A 16,908-nucleotide genomic window follows, 5' to 3' on the forward strand; every position below is an offset into this window, starting at 1 on the left:
GGATTGGGCGCGCGCATCGCGTGCGCATTCGCCTTTGGCACCCGGCGGGATTTGGAGTATTTTGACCAGGAAGAAGATCACGCGTTGTGCGGTATACCTTTGTGTTCCGCTAAATCATTGGGTTTTCAGGGAAAAACTCTTTTGCGCGGGGACGTGGCGCGCTAAGGAGCGGCACAGGATCAGGAGACCGGCCCATGCCCCCCATCGCCGACCATCCGCTGCGCTACGAGTTGACCAACGAGTTGCACGCGCGGCCCTTTCCGACGCTGGCCGCGCCCTGCACGGCGATCTATCTCGCCGTCAAGCGCGAGCAGGACGCCGCCAAGCGCGACCGCGCCGCCGATCTGGCGCATCTGACGTCGCTGCTGGACCGCTACGGTGCCAAGCATCCGCAGCCCGGGGCGACGCATTACTTCGGCGAAATCGGACGGCACCGGCTCAAGTGGGAGAGCCATACCGAAATGGTGACCTACACGGTGTTCAGCGACGGGGTCAGCACGCGGCCCTTCGATCCGGCGGATTTCGACGTGTTTCCAGCCGATTGGCTGGAAAAGGCACCGGGGCAGCGGATGACCTCGGCGATGATCCGCGTGGTGCCGTGGGAGAGCCGCGAAGCCACCCGTGGCGATATCGACCGCTGGTTCGTGCCCGAGAGCGTGGCGATGGCGCGGGTGCTCGAAGATGCCGGGGTGGTCGCCGGGGATTTCCGGATCGACCCGGCCGGGCACCTGCGGTTCTCGCTGCACGTCGCGCCGGGCACCGGGCAGCGGCGGATCGGGCGGATCGTGCAGCGGCTGTGCGAGATCGAAACCTACAAGACCATGTCGATGCTGGGCTTTGCCCGGGTGCGCGAGATGAGCCGCCAGATGGGCGAGACCGACAGCCGCCTGAGCCGGCTGGTGGGCGACATGACCGGCGGCAGCCAGCCCGCCGAGGACACGCTCGACGGGCTGCTGGAGGTGTCGGCGGAGCTGGAAGCGCTTGTTGCGCAATCATCTTTCCGGTTCGGGGCGACGGCGGCCTACGAGCAGATCGTGCACCAGCGGATCGGCGCGCTGCGCGAGACGCGGTTCGAGGGGCGGCAGACATTCAAGGAGTTCATGATGCGGCGCTACGATCCGGCGATGCGCACGGTGCAGGCCACCAAGGACCGGCTGACGGCGATGTCGGACCGGGCGATGCGCGCGGGCGATCTGCTGCGAACCGGGGTGGACGTGGAAAGAAGCGCGCAAAATCAGGCACTTCTGGAAAGCATGAACCACCGCGCCGATCTGCAATTGCGCCTGCAACGCACCGTCGAGGGGCTGTCGGTGGTGGCGATCAGCTACTACGCGGTGTCGCTGGCGGGCTATCTGCTCTATCCGCTTGTGGATTTGTTGAGCGTTTCCAAGGGAATGGTGACCGCCACGGTGACCCTGCCGGTGGTCGCGCTGGTGTGGTGGCTGGTGCAGCGCATCCGCAGGAAGCTGCACTGAGGCGTTGCCATGCCGGGGCGGCGGGCGCATGATCGGGCGATCAAACGGTCAGGAGATGCCGATGCCATTTGCCGATTTCATCATGAATTTTCAGGCGCTTGACCTACCCTCCCCTGATGATGTGGTGCAAAGCCGCGCGATCCGGTCGGAGCAGGGATTGTGCGTTTTCTTCACCTTTCTGCAGGACATGGACCTGCCGCCGCACAGCCACGGGCCGCAATGGGGCACGGTGGTGGAGGGTGAGATCGCGTTTACCATAGGCGGCGAGACGCGGCGCTATGGCCCCGGCGACAGCTATGACATCGGCGCGGGCGTCGAGCACGGGGCGCGCATCAGGGCGGGCACGCGGGTGATCGACGTGTTCTCCGAGCCGGACCGCTACCCGCTCAGGTGACGTAGTGCAGCCCGTCGAACTGCTGCCGCCAACCTGTCGTTTCAGGGCGCAAACCTGCAGGTTCGGGGCTGTTGAGCGCGCGGGCGATCAACCGCGCCATGACCGTGGCATGATCGGGCGTCACGCCGCGGCGGACGATCTCGGGCGTGCCGATGCGCAGCCCGTTCATGTCCCCCGCGACCGGCGCCGCGGGCAAGCCGATGCCGCAGGCGAGAAAGCCTGCCTGCCGGAGATGTCGTGCCGCCGCCTGCCCGCCGCCGAACGCGGCGGCCTCGAGCGCGAACTGGTGCGAGCGGGTGGCCACGCCCCCGGTCTTGAACACCGGCAGCCCCTCGGCCTCGAGCGCCTCGGCCAGCGCCTGCGCGGTGGCGATCATCTGCGCGGCATAGGCGCGGCCATGCTCCTGCCAGTCGCACAGCGTGATGGCGAGGGCGGCGGATTTGGCGGCGTCGAAATTGGCGGTGAGGCCGGGAAAGGCGATGGCGTCGAGGCGCTGCGCGATCTCGGCGTCGTTGGTGACGATGAGGCCGCCCGCCGGGCCGCCGAGGCTCTTGTAGGTGCTCATCGTCATCAGGTGCGCACCCTCGGCGAGCGGGTTGCGCCACGCGCCGCCGGCGATGATGCCGCATTGATGGGCGGCGTCGAAGAGGAGGTACGCGCCCACCTCGTCGGCGATGGCGCGGGTCTCGGCCACCGGGTGCTCGGAGAGGTTGAGTGAGGCACCCAGCGTGATGAGGCGGGGGCGGGTGTCGTGCGCGAGGGCGCGCAGGGCGTCCACATCCACGGTATAGCCGTCCGCCGCCACCGGGGCCTCGACGATGCGCAGCCCGTAGAGCCCGGCGCAGCCGTCCGCGTGATGGGTGACGTGCCCGCCGATGGCGGCGGGCGGCGCGATGATCGTGTCGCCGGGCTGGCAGGTGGCCATGAACCCCATGAGGTTGGCGATGGCGCCGGAGGGGGTGCGGATCTCGGCGTAGCGCGCGCCGAAGACCTGCGCCGCGAGGGTGGCCGCGATCACCTCGATCTCCTCGATCGCCTCCAGCCCTGTCTCGTACTTGTCGCCGGGATAGCCGAGCGAGGGGCGCGAGCCGAGCCCCGAGGCAAGGAGCGCCTCGGCGCGGGGGTTCATCACGTTGGTGGCGGGGTTGAGGTTGAAACACTCGGCGTCGTGGATGCGGCTGTTTTCCTGCGCCAGCGCATCGATGCGGGCGGCGATGGTGTTGGGCACCTCGGCGGCGGTGCGAGTGGCGATGGTCTGGACGAGGTCTTCGCAAGGGCCGGGCACCCAGTCGCGGCGGGCAAGGGGCATGGGGTGTCTCCATTGGTGGTCGGGCGGTACTCTGCGCGCGATGCGCGGCGGGCGCAAACCGGAAATGCGCGGGGATGGACATGGGTGCCGGTTCTGGCCTTAAGCTGCCGTTAGGGAGAGCCGCGCCGGGATCAAATTCCCGAACGTCCGCTCCAGGCCAATCGCAACCTTCACGGCGTGTTCGGCCACAGGCGGCTTCGTCCCGCGGACCTGTTCCCAGACCCTGATCCGGCGATCAGGGGGCAGCGGAGGCAGGCGCACCCCCCGTCCCGACCTCCGCGCGTTTCGTGCCGGGGAGCCGCCAAACCACACTGGCCATTCCCTTGCCGCTGCGCTATCTGGCACGGGTCGAGACAAGGGGGCGCGCGATGTCTGAGAAAGCCGCATTCGAGACGCCGGGGCCGGTGGAATCCGATCTGGGCCACGCGATCTCTCCGACCGAGGAAATCATCGCCGAGATCGCGGCGGGGCGGATGGTGATCCTCGTCGATCACGAGGACCGCGAGAACGAGGGCGACCTGGTGATCGCCGCCGAATTCGCCACGCCGGAGGCGATCAACTTCATGGCCATGCACGGGCGCGGCCTGATCTGCCTGCCGATGACCGCCGAGCGGATCGACCGGCTGGGCCTTCCGATGATGGCGGTCAACAACTCGTCGCGCCACGAGACCGCGTTCACCGTCTCGATCGAGGCGCGCGAGGGGGTCACGACGGGGATTTCCGCCCATGACCGGGCGCTGACCGTCGCCACCGCGATCAACGAACAGAACACGATGGCCGATATCGCCACGCCGGGGCATGTCTTTCCGCTGCGCGCGCGGCGCGGCGGCGTGCTGGTGCGCGCGGGCCACACCGAGGCAGCGGTGGATATCGCGCGGCTGGCCGCGCTCAACCCGGCGGGCGTGATCTGCGAGATCATGAAGGAGGATGGCAGCATGGCGCGGCTGCCCGACCTGATCGAGTTCGCCGACGCGCACGGCCTCAAAATCGGCACCATCTCGGACCTGATCGCCTATCGCCACCGCCACGACAACCTGGTGATCGAGACCGGGCGCGAGCGCGTCACCTCGTGCCACGGCGGCGCGTGGGACATGCGCATATTCGCCGACCAGATCACCGGCACCGAACATGTCGTGCTGACCAAGGGCAACGTGACCGACGGCGAACCGGTGCTGACGCGGGCGCATGCGCTCAACGCGCTGGAGGACGTGCTGGGCATCGGCGCGCAGGCGGGCCACGGCCCGGCGGGCAAGCTGCCGCGCGCGATGGAGATCATCGCCCGCGAGGGGCGCGGCGCGGTGTTCCTGTTCCGCCAGCCGCGCCCGGAACTGGCGGGCGAGATGGCCGACGAGGACGGGCCGCGCACGATCAAGCACACCGGGCTTGGCGCGCAGATCATGGCGGTGCTGGGAATACACCGGCTGGTGCTGCTGACCGACAGCCCCGATACGCGCTACCTGGGCCTCGATGCCTATGGCATCACCATCAAGGGCACCCACCCGCTGAGCGAGGAGTGAGGACATGGCCGAGCACGAATACACCCTGCCGCGCGCCGAATTCGACAGCCCGGTGAAGCTGCTCATCGTGGTGGCTCCGTTCTATCGCGACATCGCCGACAACCTGATCGCGGGCGCGGTGGCCGAGATCGAGGCCACGGGCGCGAGCCACGAGATCGCCGAGGTGCCCGGCGCGCTGGAGCTGCCGACGGCCATCGGGATTGCCGAACGGATGTCGAATTTCGACGGCTACGTGGCGCTGGGCTGCGTCATCCGGGGCGAGACCACGCATTACGAGACGGTGTGCAACGACAGCTCGCGGGGGCTCATGCTGCTGGGGTTGCAGGGGCTGTGCATCGGCAACGGCATCCTGACGGTCGAGACCCGCGCGCAGGCGGAGGTGCGCGCCGATCCTGCGCGGATGAACAAGGGCGCGGGGGCGGCTGCGGCGGCCTTGCATCTGGTGGCGCTGGCCCGTAAATGGGGCGGCCCGCGCAAGGGGGTGGGATTCCAGCCCGCCTCGGGCGAGTACCGCATCGCGGGCCAGACGAAGGACGACCCCAAGGCATGAGCGACCATCCCGCCCCGGCACGCCCGGGCAGACACAGCATGAAATCGGCGGCCCGGCTCTATGCCGTGCAGGCGCTCTACCAGATGGAGCAATCCGGGCAGGGCAGCGACGCGGTGCGGCGCGAGTTTCTCGACCATCGCTTCGGGGCCGAGATCGACGACGGGGTTGAGATGGCCGAGGGCGACGCCGACCTCTTTGGCCTCATCCTCGACGAGGCGGTGAACTGGCAGGGCAAGATCGACCAGATGACCGACCGCGCGCTGGTGGCGAAATGGCCGATCGCCCGGATCGACCCGGTGCTGCGGGCGCTGTTCCGCGCCGCCGGGGCCGAGTTGGGCCAGAAGGGCACGCCGCCCAAGGTCGTGATCATGGAATATGTCGAGGTGGCCAAGGCGTTCTATCCCGATGGGCGCGAGCCGAAATTCGTCAACGCCGTGCTCGACCACATGGCGCGCGAGGCGCGGCCCGAGGCGTTCTGAGGGGCGCGCGCGGGTCTGGCCTGGAGCGGTCGTTAGGGTAAGCCGCGCCATCGACAGGCCGCGGGGTGGCGATGTAACGGTTTTTCCGGGCACTTTATGTCTGCTATCCCGCAAAACCTGTAATCGGTGCGCGAGCTTGGACAAATCGCCAGTCCGTCACGCCAAAGGCGTGCCGCGTATACCGGCGCACCTCCGGTGCGACGGGGCGGCCTGGCGATGGCGCGGTGGCCTTCGGCCTTGATTCCGCGCCGGGACCAGAGAGGCGAATGTCAGGTACAGGCCAAATGATGCATAAACGCACCTTCCCCTTTGCCGCGCGCCGTATCGCCGCTACGCTGCGCCCACGCAGACCGGAGACCCGATGACACCCGACGGAAAACACGCCCTCGTCACCGGCGGCGGCACGGGCATCGGCCTTGCCATCGCCCGCGCGCTGGCGGATGCCGGGGCCGAGGTCACCATAACCGGCCGCCGCGCGGAGGTGCTCGACGCGGCGGCGGGCCCGCGCCTGCACCCGCAGGTGATGGACGTGACAGACGAGGCCAGCGTGACCCGGGGCGTTGCACAGGCCATCGCCGCCCGCGGCCCGGTGCAGATCTGCATCCCCAACGCGGGCATCGCCGAGGGCCGCGCGCTGCACAGGACCGACACCGAATTCTGGCGGCGCATCATGGCCACCAATCTCGACGGGGCGTTCTGGACGGTGCGCGAATGTCTGCACGACATGCGCCGCGCCGAATGGGGCCGCGTCGTCGCGATCTCTTCCATCGCGGGGCTCAGGGGGCTCAAGGGCGCCTCGGCCTATACCGCGTCCAAGCACGGGCTGATCGGCCTCATCCGCGCGCTGAGCGAGGATTACCTCGGCACCGGGCTCACCTTCAACGCGGTCTGCCCCGGATACGTCGATACCGGGATCGTCAGCCGCAACGCCGCCGCCATTTCCGAGCGCACGGGCATGACCGAGGACGCCGCCCGTGCTACCATGATCGCCGCCAACCGCCACGACCGGCTGATCGCCCCGGACGAGGTGGCGCAGGCGGTGCTGTGGCTCTGCGGGCCGGGATCGTCGAGCGTCAACGGCCAGTGCATCGAGATCGCGGGCGGACAGGTCTGAGGAGGCCACGATGACGGATTTCGAGGCGACGCGCGCCATGTTTCACCTCCCCGAGGGGGTGATCTATCTCGACGGCAACTCATTGGGCCCCCTGCCCCGCGCGGCGACCGCGCGGATGGCGCGCACGATGCAGGACGAATGGGGCGAGATGCTCATCACCGGCTGGAACCGCGCCGGGTGGATGGCGCAGCCGCGCGCCCTGGGCGACCGGATCGGACGCCTGATCGGGGCGGAGCCCGGCACCGTGGTGCTTGGCGACACGCTGTCGGTCAAGGTCTATCAGGCGCTCGCCGCCGCGCTGGACATGCGCCCCGGCCGCCGGGTGATCCTCAGCGACAGCGGCAATTTCCCCTCCGATCTCTACATGGCCGAGGGGCTGATCCGGGCACTCGACCGCGGCCTTGAGCTGCGCGTCGTCGCCCCCGAAGAGGTGGCCGACGCGATCACCGAAGAGGTCGCGGTGACGCTGCTGACCGAGGTGGATTACCGCACCGGACGCCTGCACGACATGGCCGACCTCACCGCGCGCGCCCACGCCGCAGGCGCGCTCACCATCTGGGATCTGGCGCACAGCGCGGGCGCGCTGCCGGTGGACGTGGCGGGCGCGGGGGCGGATTTCGCGGTGGGCTGCACCTACAAGTATCTCAACGGCGGCCCCGGCGCGCCCGCCTTCATCCACGTCGCCCCGCGCCATGCGGATGCCGCCTTTCCGGCGCTCTCGGGCTGGCTGGGTCACGACGCGCCGTTTGACTTCGAGCCTGCCTACCGCCCCGGCGCGGGCGTCGAGCGGATGCGCGTGGGCACGCCGCCGGTGCTCGCCATGGCCGCGCTCGACGCGGCGCTTGATGTCTGGGACGGGGTGGACATGGCGGATTTGCGCGCCCGGTCCATCGCGCTGTCGGAGATATTCATCGAAGGGGTCGAGGCCGCCTGCCCGATGCTGACCCTCGCCAGCCCGCGCGACCCCGCAATTCGCGGCTCCCAGGTCTCGTTCCGCTTCGCAGAGGGCTACGCCGCGATGCAGGCGCTGATCGCGCGCGGCGTGATCGGCGATTTCCGCGCCCCCGACATCATGCGCTTCGGGTTGACGCCGCTCTATACCGGCGAACGGGACGTGCGGGCGGCCATCCGCATCCTGACGGAGGTGATGCAGCAGCGCCTGTGGAACGATCCCGCCTGCCGCGCGCGCCACGCCGTGACCTGAGCGGCAACGCGCGTCGGGTCTGAATTCGGTCACAATCCATCCAGAATTAACCGAAATGTCCACTCATTGCCGCCGCACCCGCACTGTATCCGATCTGGAAACAGACAGGTGCGCATGCCATACCCGGCCCGGTCAGCCGGCACCCGGCGGCAGCGATGAGGAAGGACAAGGGCAGTGCCGACATACACGGTGAATATCTACAACAACGACCCGTTGTTCATCCTGTCCGGAACGGTCGGCAACACCGCAAGCTGGACCGGAGAGGCCAAGCCGTCCGGCACCGCGACGATCACCGACAACGAGCCGGGCGTCGAGGGCACGACAATCGACAGCAACGCGTCGGGCGGCGAAAGTGCCACCGCCGACATCACGGTTGGCGGCAGCACCTCGACCGGAGCAGGCATCTATGCCGAAGAAAGCTGGACCCTGCGCGACACGGTCACCGGCGAGACATTCAACGTCATCACGTTTCGCGTCACCAGTGGCGGCGCGACCGGCTATTATACCCTGTCCGAGACACCGCTCGTCTCCGGGCGAAGCTATGAGACGCTGGAGCATGACACCGATCCCGATGTGACCGCGGGCGATCCGGCGTTCAGCATCGACGACTATGTGGAGGCCGGCTTCGAGGTCGACGGGACCGCGGGCGATGACAATATCGACGCGGGCTATGTGGATACCGACGGCGACTCCGTCGGCGGGGGCAACGACACCGTCCTGGCGGGGGCAGGCAATGACACCGTGTTCGCGGGCGCGGGCGATGACACGGTGTTCGGCGGCACCGGCAACGATTCGATCCATGGCGGCGCGGGCGATGACAGCCTTTCGGGCGGGGACGGCGATGACACGCTGATCGGCGGCGCGGGGGCGGATACGCTTAGCGGCGGTGCCGGGCTCGATATTGTCGATTATTCCGCCTCGGACGCGGCGGTGAATGTCGATCTCAGCACCGGCAGCTATGGTGGCGGCGACGCGACGGGCGATACCGGCTCTGGAGTCGACGGAATCATCGGATCGGATTTCAACGACACGCTGACCGGCTTTGACGGCATTTTCGATGGCGGCACCACCACGAATTACATCGACGGCGGCGCGGGGAACGACCTCATCGACGGGCTTGACGGCGGCGATACGCTGATCGGCGGGGCGGGCGACGACACCGTGCTTGGCGGTGGCGGCGGCGACCAAGTGTTCGGCGGCAGCGGCGACGACACGCTCTCCGGCGGCAGCGGCGACGACGTGATCCGGGGCGATTCCGACCCGTCGGCCTCGTCCTCCGAATCGCTCAACTGGGGTGCCGAAGGGGCCAGCGGCACCGACATCTCGTCCGGTGTCAGCCAGGACACCGGCGGCATGACCGTCACCGCGTCCTTTGCCAGGGGGCCGATCAACGACGTCATCGAGACCTCCGGCACCACCCAGCATACCGAAGCGGGCGAACCGTTCGATCCCAATTCCGCCCTCTACCTGACCTCCGGCAGCGGCGCTGGCGACAACGTGACCGTCACGCTGGGCTTTGCCGCCGAGGCCGGGTCTGGCCTCGCGGACGAAGTCTCGAACGTCTCCTTCCGTGTCAACGATATCGACCAGGGCAGTTGGCAGGACATCGTGACCATCACCGCCTTCGACGCGGCGGGCAACCCGGTTCCCGCGACGATCACCGTGTCCGGCGATGACAGCCTTTCGGGCAACACCGTGACCGCCGGGGGCGGCGGCGACAGCGCCGACGAAGCGGCCGGGTCGATCCTGGTCGAGGTCGCGGGTCCTGCCGCCTCGGTCGTGATCGACTATGACAACGGCGACACCGGCGGGCAGGCGCTGTGGGTCACCGATGTGCATTTCGACACCATCACCGCCGACGCCGCCGCCAACGCCGACAGCATCGACGGCGGCGCGGGCGACGACACGCTTTACGGCGAGGCGGGCAACGACACGCTGACCGGCGGCGCCGGCGCGGACCAGCTCTTTGGCGGGCTGGGCGACGACACCATGTTCGTGTCCGAGGGCGACACCGCCGACGGCGGGGACGGCGATGACCTGTTCGTGCTCACCGATCTGGCCGGGCCCGGCACGGGCACCATCACCATCACCGGCGGCGAGACCGGCGAGACGAATGGCGACACGCTGCAACTGACCGCCGATGTCGGTCAGGACGACATCACCTTCACCAATACCGATGACGCGGCAGGGGGGCTGTCGGGCAGCTTCACGGTCAACGGCACGCAGGTCACCTTCTCCGAGATCGAGAACATCATCTGCTTCACCCCCGGCGCGCGCATCCTCACCGAGACGGGCGAGCGCCCGGTCGAGAGCCTGCGTCCCGGCGACATGGTCATCACCCGCGACCACGGCGCACAGCCCGTCCGCTGGACGGGGCGGCGCACCGTGGCGGGCACGGGCCGCTTCGCCCCGGTCCGGGTGGCGGCGGATGTGCTCGACGGGGCGCGCGCGCCGCTCACCGTCTCGCCGCAGCACCGGCTGCTGTTCACCGGCTACCGGGCCGAACTGCTGTTCGGCTGCGACGAGGTGCTGGTTGCCGCGAAGCATCTGGTGGACGGGCAGACGGTGACCCGGACCGATCAGGCGGCGGTCACCTATATCCACCTGATGTTCGACCACCACGAGGTGATCTATGCCGAGGGCGCCGCAACCGAGAGCTTTCACGCCGGCGAGGCCGGCCTCGCGGCCATCGACGGGGCGGCGCGCGAAGAGCTGTTCGCGATCTTTCCCGAGTTGCGCAGCCACCCCGACCGTCACGGGCCCACCGCGCGCCCCTGCCTGCGCCGCCACGAGGCGCGGCTGCTGATGCCCGCCGCCTGACGGCGCGCGCCGCCCACATCCCGCCACGATCGCGCCAGATTACCGCTCGCCCGCCGCCGTCATATCGCCCCGCGGCGGTCCAACAGCCGCCAAACAGCCGCATTAACCTGATGTGGAGGTCCGGCGTTGCAGACTGCGCCGCAGCCGGGCGCACCGCGTTGACCGTTGGACAGGTATGTCATGCCCAGAGCAACCGAACTGAACGTCGATACCACTGCCTCCGCGCTGGAGATGGCCGAAACCATGTTCGGCGACGGCGTCACCGTCATATCGGCAAGTTACAGCGGCGCGGGCGGGGCGTCGGGCACCTATTCGGGCGGCAACGGCACGCTGGGCGGGATCAGCCCCGGCGACGAGGGCGTCATCCTCTCGACCGGGCGGGCGCGGGATTTCACCAACGATTCCGGCAGTTTCAATACCAACACCGACCCCGACACATCGACCGACTGGGGCGAGGACGGCGAAGAGGACGAGGACGACGACGACGACGAGGACGAGGACGACGACGACGACGAGGACAGCACCGGCAACAGCGAGGCCGACGACCAGCTCGAAGAGATTTCCGGCCAGAGCATCTTCGATGCCGCCGTCCTCGACGCCGTGTTCGTGCCCGCGGGCGACACGCTGACCATGCAGCTCGTGTTCTCTTCCGAGGAATATCTCGAATTCGTCGATCAGGGCTTCAACGACGCCGTCGGCGTCTGGGTCAACGGCAGCTACGTCCCGCTGGAGCTTTCGCAGGGAGGCAGCACCGATATCTCCATCGACACGATCAACGACGACACCAACGCCAACCTCTACCTCGACAATGCGGACGACCGGTTCAACACCGAGATGGACGGCACCACCGTGGTGCTGTCGCTGACCGCCCCGGTCAATGCGGGCGAGCAAAACGATATCCGCATCGCCATCGGCGACGGCGGCGACGGGGTGTACGATTCCAACCTGCTGATCATGGCCGATTCGGTCCAGACCATGAACATCGCCGAGCTTGACACGCTGGCGCAGGGCCCGGACACGACGCAGGTCCACAACATCCTCGCCAACGATCAGGGCGAGGGGCACAGCATCACCCATATCAACAACACCGCCGTCAGTCCCGGCGATACCGTCTCCCTGCCCACCGGCGAGCAGGTCACGCTCAACGCCGACGGCACCGTCTCCATCGCCACCGATGGCGACATCGGAACCAACAGCTTCAGCTATTCGACGGTGGACGGGACCGGCACCCCGGCCACCGGCTTCGTCAGCATCGAGACCACCGAAACACCCCCCGATTTCATCGTCGAGGGCAGCGCCGCGGGCGAGGTGATCGACGCCGCCTATACCGGCGACCCCGAGGGCGACCGGATCGACGCCACCGACCATTCCGACGCCTCCGATGCCGATTTCGTTCAGGCGGGCGGCGGCGATGACACCATCCTGTCGGGCACCGGCGACGATACCGTGGACGGCGGCGCGGGCGATGACGTGATCGACGGCGGCACCGGGGCCGACTCGCTGATCGGCGGCGCGGGCGACGATACCATCGCCGTCGCGCAGGGCGACAGCGCCGAGGGCGGCGACGGCGACGATACCTTTACCCTGTCCGCGATCGCGGGCGAGAGCGGGCCGGTCAGCATCACCGGCGGCGAGGGTGACGAAACCGGCGGCGACACGCTCGTGCTCACGCCGGATGTGGGCAAGGACGACATCGGGTTCACCAACACCGACGATGAAAGCGGCGGGCTCTCGGGCAGCTTCACGATGCCCGACGGCACGTTCGTCACCTTCTCCGAGATCGAGAACATCATCTGCTTCACCCCCGGCACGCGCATCCTCACCCCCCGCGGCGAGCGCCCGGTCGAGACGCTGCGCGAGGGCGATATGGTCATCACCCGCGATCACGGGCCCCGTCCCGTGCGCTGGACCGGGCGGCGCACGGTGCCGGGCGGGGGGCAATTCGCGCCGGTGCGGGTGGGCCCCGCGATCTTCGGCAGCGGCACCGGCGGGCTGCTCGTGTCGCCGCAGCACCGGCTGCTCGTCACCGGCTACCATGCCCAATTGCTGTTCGGCAGCGACGAGGTGCTGGTCGCCGCCAAGCATTTCGTCGGCGGCACCGATGCGTTCGTCGCGCCCTGCGCGGCGGTCACCTATATCCACCTGATGTTCGACCGCCACGAGGTGATCTATGCCGAGGGGCTGGCCACCGAGAGCTTCTTTGCCGGCGACGCCGCGCTCTCGGCGGTGGACGCACCCGCGCGCGAGGAGCTGTTCGCGATCTTCCCGGAACTGCGCAGCAGCGCGTCGCAGCACCGCGAGACGGCGCGCCGCTGCCTGCGCGCCCGCGAGGCAAGCCTGCTGCGCGAGCGTCTCGCTGCCTGACGCTCAGGCCATCTGCCGCAGCGGCGCGCGCCCCGTCCTGGCCCAGTCCCGCACCGCGTCGCCGAAGGCGGTGAACAGCGGGCGGCTCACTGGGTCAGCGGCGGCATTCCATTCGGGATGCCACTGCACCGACAGCGTGAATCCCGGCGCGCCGCGCACATAGAGCGCCTCGGGCGTGCCGTCATGCGCCCAGCCGTCGATCACGATATCGCGCCCGGCGGCGATCACGCCCTGCCCGTGCAGCGTGTTGGTCATCACCTCCACGGCGCCCATCAGCCGGTGAAACACGCCGCCGGGCTGAAACCGCACCTTGTGGCGCAGGGCGAACTGCTCTTCCACCGTGCCGTCGGGCGGCATCCGGTGATTGACGCGCCCCGGCAGATCGCGGATCTCGGGGTGCAGCGTGCCGCCCAGCGCCACGTTGACCTCCTGAAACCCGCGGCAGATCCCCAGGAACGGCTGGCCGCGCGCCACGCAGGCGCGCACCAGCGGCAGGCTGATCGCGTCGCGCGCGCGGTCGAACGCGCCATGCGCCTCGGTCGGTGTCTCGCCATATTCCTCGGGGTGGACATTGGGACGCCCGCCGGTCAGCACGAACCCGTCGCACACCTCCATCAACTCGGCCACCGAGACATAGCGCGGATCGCTCGGGATGATCAGCGGCACGCAATCGGCCACCTCGGCCACGGCGGCGGAGTTGATCGTGCCGCCCGCATGGGCCGGGTAGCGGTCGTTGATCGTGTAGCTGTTGCCGATGATGCCGACGACGGGGCGGGCCATGGGGGGTCCTTCTCGATCGCTGAACTTCGCCTGTGGTCCATAGATATAGCGTGAAACGGGATAACGAAACATCACTCTGCGCACAGGAGGGGCGCGCGATGGCGCGGATTTGCGCAGTCCGGGTCACCGTGTGCTCAATCCCTGACGCCGCGACACATGCGCCGCCGCAGGCGCGCGGGAACCGACAGATGACCGACCTCGCCATGGCCGGCAAGACAGCTCGGCCCATGCCGCCGGAAAGCCCCGTTGCAGGCCCCTGCCGATGCGCCTAGGCTCGCGCCGACCCATGGCAGGAGACGACCAGATGAAGGACGCAAGCCCCCAGCCGGTTTACCTGGCTGACTATACCCCGCCTCCCTTTCTCGTGGACGCGGTTCACCTGACCTTTCGTCTTCACCCGGAAAAAACCCGCGTTCTCAGCAGGATAGAGTTTCGTCCCACCCCCGGCGTCCCCGCGAGCAGGTTGTTTCTCCATGGCGAGAACCTGCATCTCATCGACGCGAAGATCGACGGCACGGCCATCACGCCCGAGATCACCGACGAGGGCCTCACCACCGATGCGCCCGACGCCCCTTTCACCTTCGAGGCCGAGGTCGAGATCGACCCCGCGGCCAATACCGCGCTTGAGGGGCTGTATCTTTCGAACGGGATGTTCTGCACGCAATGCGAGGCCGAGGGATTTCGCAAGATCACCTACTACCCCGACCGCCCCGACGTGATGGGCGTCTTTACCGTGCGCATCGAGGGTGATCAGCCGGTGATGCTGTCCAACGGCAACCCGGTGGCACGCGGCGACGGCTGGGCCGAATGGCACGATCCGTGGCCCAAGCCCGCCTATCTCTTTGCGCTGGTGGCGGGCGATCTGGTGGCGCAGTCCGATCGCTTCACCACCCGCTCTGGCCGAGAGGTCGATCTCAACATCTGGGTGCGCCCCGGCGACGAGGACAAATGCGCCTTCGGCATGGCGGCGCTCAGGAAGTCGATGACATGGGACGAGGAGGTGTATGGCCGCGAATACGATCTCGACATCTTCAACATCGTCGCCGTGGACGATTTCAACATGGGCGCGATGGAGAACAAGGGATTGAATATTTTCAACTCCAGTTGCGTTTTGTCCACATCAGAGACGGCAACGGATGACAATTTCGAACGTATCGAGGCCATCATCGCGCATGAGTATTTCCACAACTGGACCGGCAACCGGATCACCTGCCGGGACTGGTTTCAGCTCTGCCTCAAGGAGGGGCTGACGGTGTTTCGCGATGCCGAATTCACCGCCGACATGCGCTCCGCGCCGGTCAAGCGCATCTCCGACGTGATCGCCCTGCGCGCCCGGCAGTTCCGCGAGGATGCAGGCCCGCTCGCGCACCCCGTCCGACCCGAAAGCTTCATCGAAATCAACAACTTCTACACCGCAACCGTCTATGAGAAGGGCGCCGAGCTCATCGGCATGCTCAAGCGGCTGGTGGGCGACGAGGGCTATGCGCGCGCGGTCGATCTCTACTTCACCCGCCATGACGGGCAGGCGTGCACCATCGAGGACTGGCTTGCGGCGTTCGAGGACGCCACCGGTCGCGACCTCGCGCAGTTCAAGCGCTGGTATTCAGAGGCGGGCACGCCGCGCCTGCGCGTCACCGAAAGCTTCAACAACAGCACCTATACCCTTCATTTCGAACAGGAAACGCCGCCCACACCGGGCCAGCCGGAAAAGCATCCCCGCGTCATCCCCATCGCCGTCGGCCTGCTTGGCCCCAATGGCGACGAGGTGGTCCCCACCCGCGTCCTCGAGATGACCGGGACGCGGCAGAGTTTCAGCTTCGACGGGCTCGCGGCCCGCCCCGTGCCCTCGATCCTGCGCGATTTCTCGGCCCCCGTGATCGTCGAACGCGAGACCACCAACGCCGAGCGCGCCTTCCTTCTGGCCCACGACACCGACCCGTTCAACAAGTGGGAGGCCGGGCGCGCGCTGGCGCGCGAGACGCTGCTGGCGATGATCCGCGACGGTGCCGCGCCGGACCCCGCCTATCTTGACGCGGTGCACACCATGCTGCGCGACGACACGCTCGACCCGGCGTTCCGCGCCCTCGCGCTCGGCCTGCCGGGCGAGGACGAACTGGCGCAGACGCTCTTCGGGCTGGGCGAGACGCCCGACCCGCAGGCCATATGGGAGGCGCGCGAGGCGCTCGACATCACCCGCGCCGACGCCATGCAGGGCACGCTCGACGCGCTCTACGCGGCGCATCAGGTCACCGCCCCCTACCGCCCCGACCCGGATCAGGCCGGGGCGCGGGCGCTGGCCAATGCGGTGCTCGGCCTCATCACCCGGCGCGATGGCGGCGCGCGGGCGCTGGCGCAATACGACGCCGCCGACAACATGACCCTGCAACTCGCGGCGCTCGGCTGCCTGCTGCGCGCGGGCAAGGGCGCGGACGTGTCGGACGCCTTCTACCGGCAATGGCGGCACGACCGGCTGGTCCTCGACAAATGGTTCGGCCTGCAAATCCTCAGCGCCGACCCCGCCGAGGCCGCCGAGACCGCCGCGCGCCTCACCGAACACCCCGATTTCACCCTCCGCAACCCCAACCGCTTTCGCGCGGTCCTCGGCGCGCTCGCGGCGGTCCCCGCCGGGTTCCACCACGCCTCGGGGCGCGGCTACCGGCTGATGGCGGACATGCTCATCGCGCTCGACCCGCTCAACCCGCAGACCGCGGCGCGCATGTGCGCGGCGTTCGAGACGTGGCGGCGCTACGACCCCGCGCGGCAGGAGATGATCCGCACACAGATCGACCGCATTCTCGCCGCGCCGGGTGCCAGCCGCGACACCATCGAGATGCTGGGCCGCATCCGCGACGGCTGACGCGCGGGCCGCCGCATCGGCAATTTCACGCCGTCACCCGGGGCG

Annotated in this window: 12 protein-coding genes; 10 read left to right on the top strand and 2 right to left on the bottom strand. The window is 68.5% G+C overall.

The features are described 5' to 3' along the window. Positions 1 to 194: 194 nt before the first annotated feature. Together ACFFU4_RS05585 and ACFFU4_RS05590 are read left to right on the top strand one after the other, a co-directional pair. Positions 195 to 1,475 carry a DUF3422 family protein gene (locus ACFFU4_RS05585; RefSeq protein ID WP_377067915.1) on the top strand — a complete coding sequence of 427 codons (1,281 nt, stop codon included), beginning with the start codon at positions 195 to 197 and terminating at the stop codon, positions 1,473 to 1,475. 61 nt (positions 1,476 to 1,536) lie between these two features. Continuing rightward, complete coding sequence (locus ACFFU4_RS05590) at positions 1,537 to 1,869, top strand: cupin domain-containing protein (RefSeq protein WP_377067917.1); 333 nt, start codon at positions 1,537 to 1,539, stop codon at positions 1,867 to 1,869. Here the strand turns inward: ACFFU4_RS05590 and glyA are convergent. Then, complete coding sequence (glyA, locus tag ACFFU4_RS05595; protein WP_377067919.1) at positions 1,862 to 3,178, bottom strand: serine hydroxymethyltransferase; 1,317 nt, start codon at positions 3,176 to 3,178, stop codon at positions 1,862 to 1,864. The two genes, ACFFU4_RS05590 and glyA, sit on opposite strands and share 8 nt — an antisense overlap. 368 nt (positions 3,179 to 3,546) lie before the next feature. On the opposite strand from glyA, the gene ribB reads away from it, so the two are divergent. From ribB to ACFFU4_RS05630, 7 genes are all read left to right on the top strand, one after another. Beyond that, positions 3,547 to 4,695, top strand: a complete 1,149-nt coding sequence (ribB, locus tag ACFFU4_RS05600; protein ID WP_377067921.1) for a 3,4-dihydroxy-2-butanone-4-phosphate synthase — start codon at positions 3,547 to 3,549, stop codon at positions 4,693 to 4,695. A gap of 4 nt (positions 4,696 to 4,699) precedes the next feature. Then, positions 4,700 to 5,245, top strand: a complete 546-nt coding sequence (locus tag ACFFU4_RS05605; RefSeq protein ID WP_377067923.1) for a 6,7-dimethyl-8-ribityllumazine synthase — start codon at positions 4,700 to 4,702, stop codon at positions 5,243 to 5,245. Beyond that, entirely contained in the window at positions 5,242 to 5,724 is a 483-nt protein-coding gene (gene nusB / locus ACFFU4_RS05610; protein ID WP_377067925.1) for a transcription antitermination factor NusB, read from the top strand. Before ACFFU4_RS05605 ends, nusB begins: the two co-directional genes overlap by 4 nt. A 361-nt stretch (positions 5,725 to 6,085) precedes the next feature. Beyond that, the gene (locus ACFFU4_RS05615; protein ID WP_377067927.1) at positions 6,086 to 6,838 is read left to right on the top strand and encodes an SDR family NAD(P)-dependent oxidoreductase; all 753 of its coding nucleotides are present in this window, start codon (positions 6,086 to 6,088) and stop codon (positions 6,836 to 6,838) included. Positions 6,839 to 6,848: 10 nt separating this feature from the next. Continuing rightward, positions 6,849 to 8,042 (top strand): kynureninase, encoded by a 1,194-nt coding sequence (gene kynU / locus ACFFU4_RS05620; protein WP_377067929.1) that lies wholly within the window; start codon positions 6,849 to 6,851, stop codon positions 8,040 to 8,042. A 174-nt stretch (positions 8,043 to 8,216) separates the two neighbouring features. Further along, complete coding sequence (locus ACFFU4_RS05625) at positions 8,217 to 10,862, top strand: Hint domain-containing protein (RefSeq protein ID WP_377067931.1); 2,646 nt, start codon at positions 8,217 to 8,219, stop codon at positions 10,860 to 10,862. A 180-nt stretch (positions 10,863 to 11,042) separates the two neighbouring features. Next, positions 11,043 to 13,226, top strand: coding sequence for a Hint domain-containing protein (locus ACFFU4_RS05630; RefSeq protein ID WP_377067933.1), 2,184 nt, complete (start codon positions 11,043 to 11,045; stop codon positions 13,224 to 13,226). Positions 13,227 to 13,229: 3 nt separating this feature from the next. Here the strand turns inward: ACFFU4_RS05630 and ACFFU4_RS05635 are convergent, their stop codons facing one another. Next, positions 13,230 to 14,006 carry a gamma-glutamyl-gamma-aminobutyrate hydrolase family protein gene (locus ACFFU4_RS05635; protein WP_377067935.1) on the bottom strand — a complete coding sequence of 259 codons (777 nt, stop codon included), beginning with the start codon at positions 14,004 to 14,006 and terminating at the stop codon, positions 13,230 to 13,232. Positions 14,007 to 14,310: 304 nt separating this feature from the next. Here ACFFU4_RS05635 and pepN point away from each other — a divergent pair, with 304 nt between their 5' ends. Further along, positions 14,311 to 16,863 (top strand): aminopeptidase N, encoded by a 2,553-nt coding sequence (gene pepN, locus ACFFU4_RS05640; protein WP_377067937.1) that lies wholly within the window; start codon positions 14,311 to 14,313, stop codon positions 16,861 to 16,863. Positions 16,864 to 16,908 lie beyond the last annotated feature (45 nt).

Origin of the sequence: Roseovarius ramblicola (assembly GCF_042430665.1) — a bacterium.
Classification (GTDB): Bacteria; Pseudomonadota; Alphaproteobacteria; order Rhodobacterales; family Rhodobacteraceae; genus Roseovarius; species Roseovarius ramblicola.

Bases quoted from the DNA above. Each gene is read 5' to 3' on its own strand.
- pepN (WP_377067937.1), top strand. From the start codon at position 14,311: ATGAAGGACGCAAGCCCCCAGCCGGTTTACCTGGCTGACTATACCCCG.
- ACFFU4_RS05590 (WP_377067917.1), top strand. From the start codon at position 1,537: ATGCCATTTGCCGATTTCATCATGAATTTTCAGGCGCTTGACCTACCC.
- glyA (WP_377067919.1), bottom strand. From the start codon at position 3,178: ATGCCCCTTGCCCGCCGCGACTGGGTGCCCGGCCCTTGCGAAGACCTC.
- ACFFU4_RS05615 (WP_377067927.1), top strand. From the start codon at position 6,086: ATGACACCCGACGGAAAACACGCCCTCGTCACCGGCGGCGGCACGGGC.
- ACFFU4_RS05605 (WP_377067923.1), top strand. From the start codon at position 4,700: ATGGCCGAGCACGAATACACCCTGCCGCGCGCCGAATTCGACAGCCCG.
- ribB (WP_377067921.1), top strand. From the start codon at position 3,547: ATGTCTGAGAAAGCCGCATTCGAGACGCCGGGGCCGGTGGAATCCGAT.
- ACFFU4_RS05630 (WP_377067933.1), top strand. From the start codon at position 11,043: ATGCCCAGAGCAACCGAACTGAACGTCGATACCACTGCCTCCGCGCTG.
- kynU (WP_377067929.1), top strand. From the start codon at position 6,849: ATGACGGATTTCGAGGCGACGCGCGCCATGTTTCACCTCCCCGAGGGG.
- ACFFU4_RS05635 (WP_377067935.1), bottom strand. From the start codon at position 14,006: ATGGCCCGCCCCGTCGTCGGCATCATCGGCAACAGCTACACGATCAAC.
- nusB (WP_377067925.1), top strand. From the start codon at position 5,242: ATGAGCGACCATCCCGCCCCGGCACGCCCGGGCAGACACAGCATGAAA.
- ACFFU4_RS05585 (WP_377067915.1), top strand. From the start codon at position 195: ATGCCCCCCATCGCCGACCATCCGCTGCGCTACGAGTTGACCAACGAG.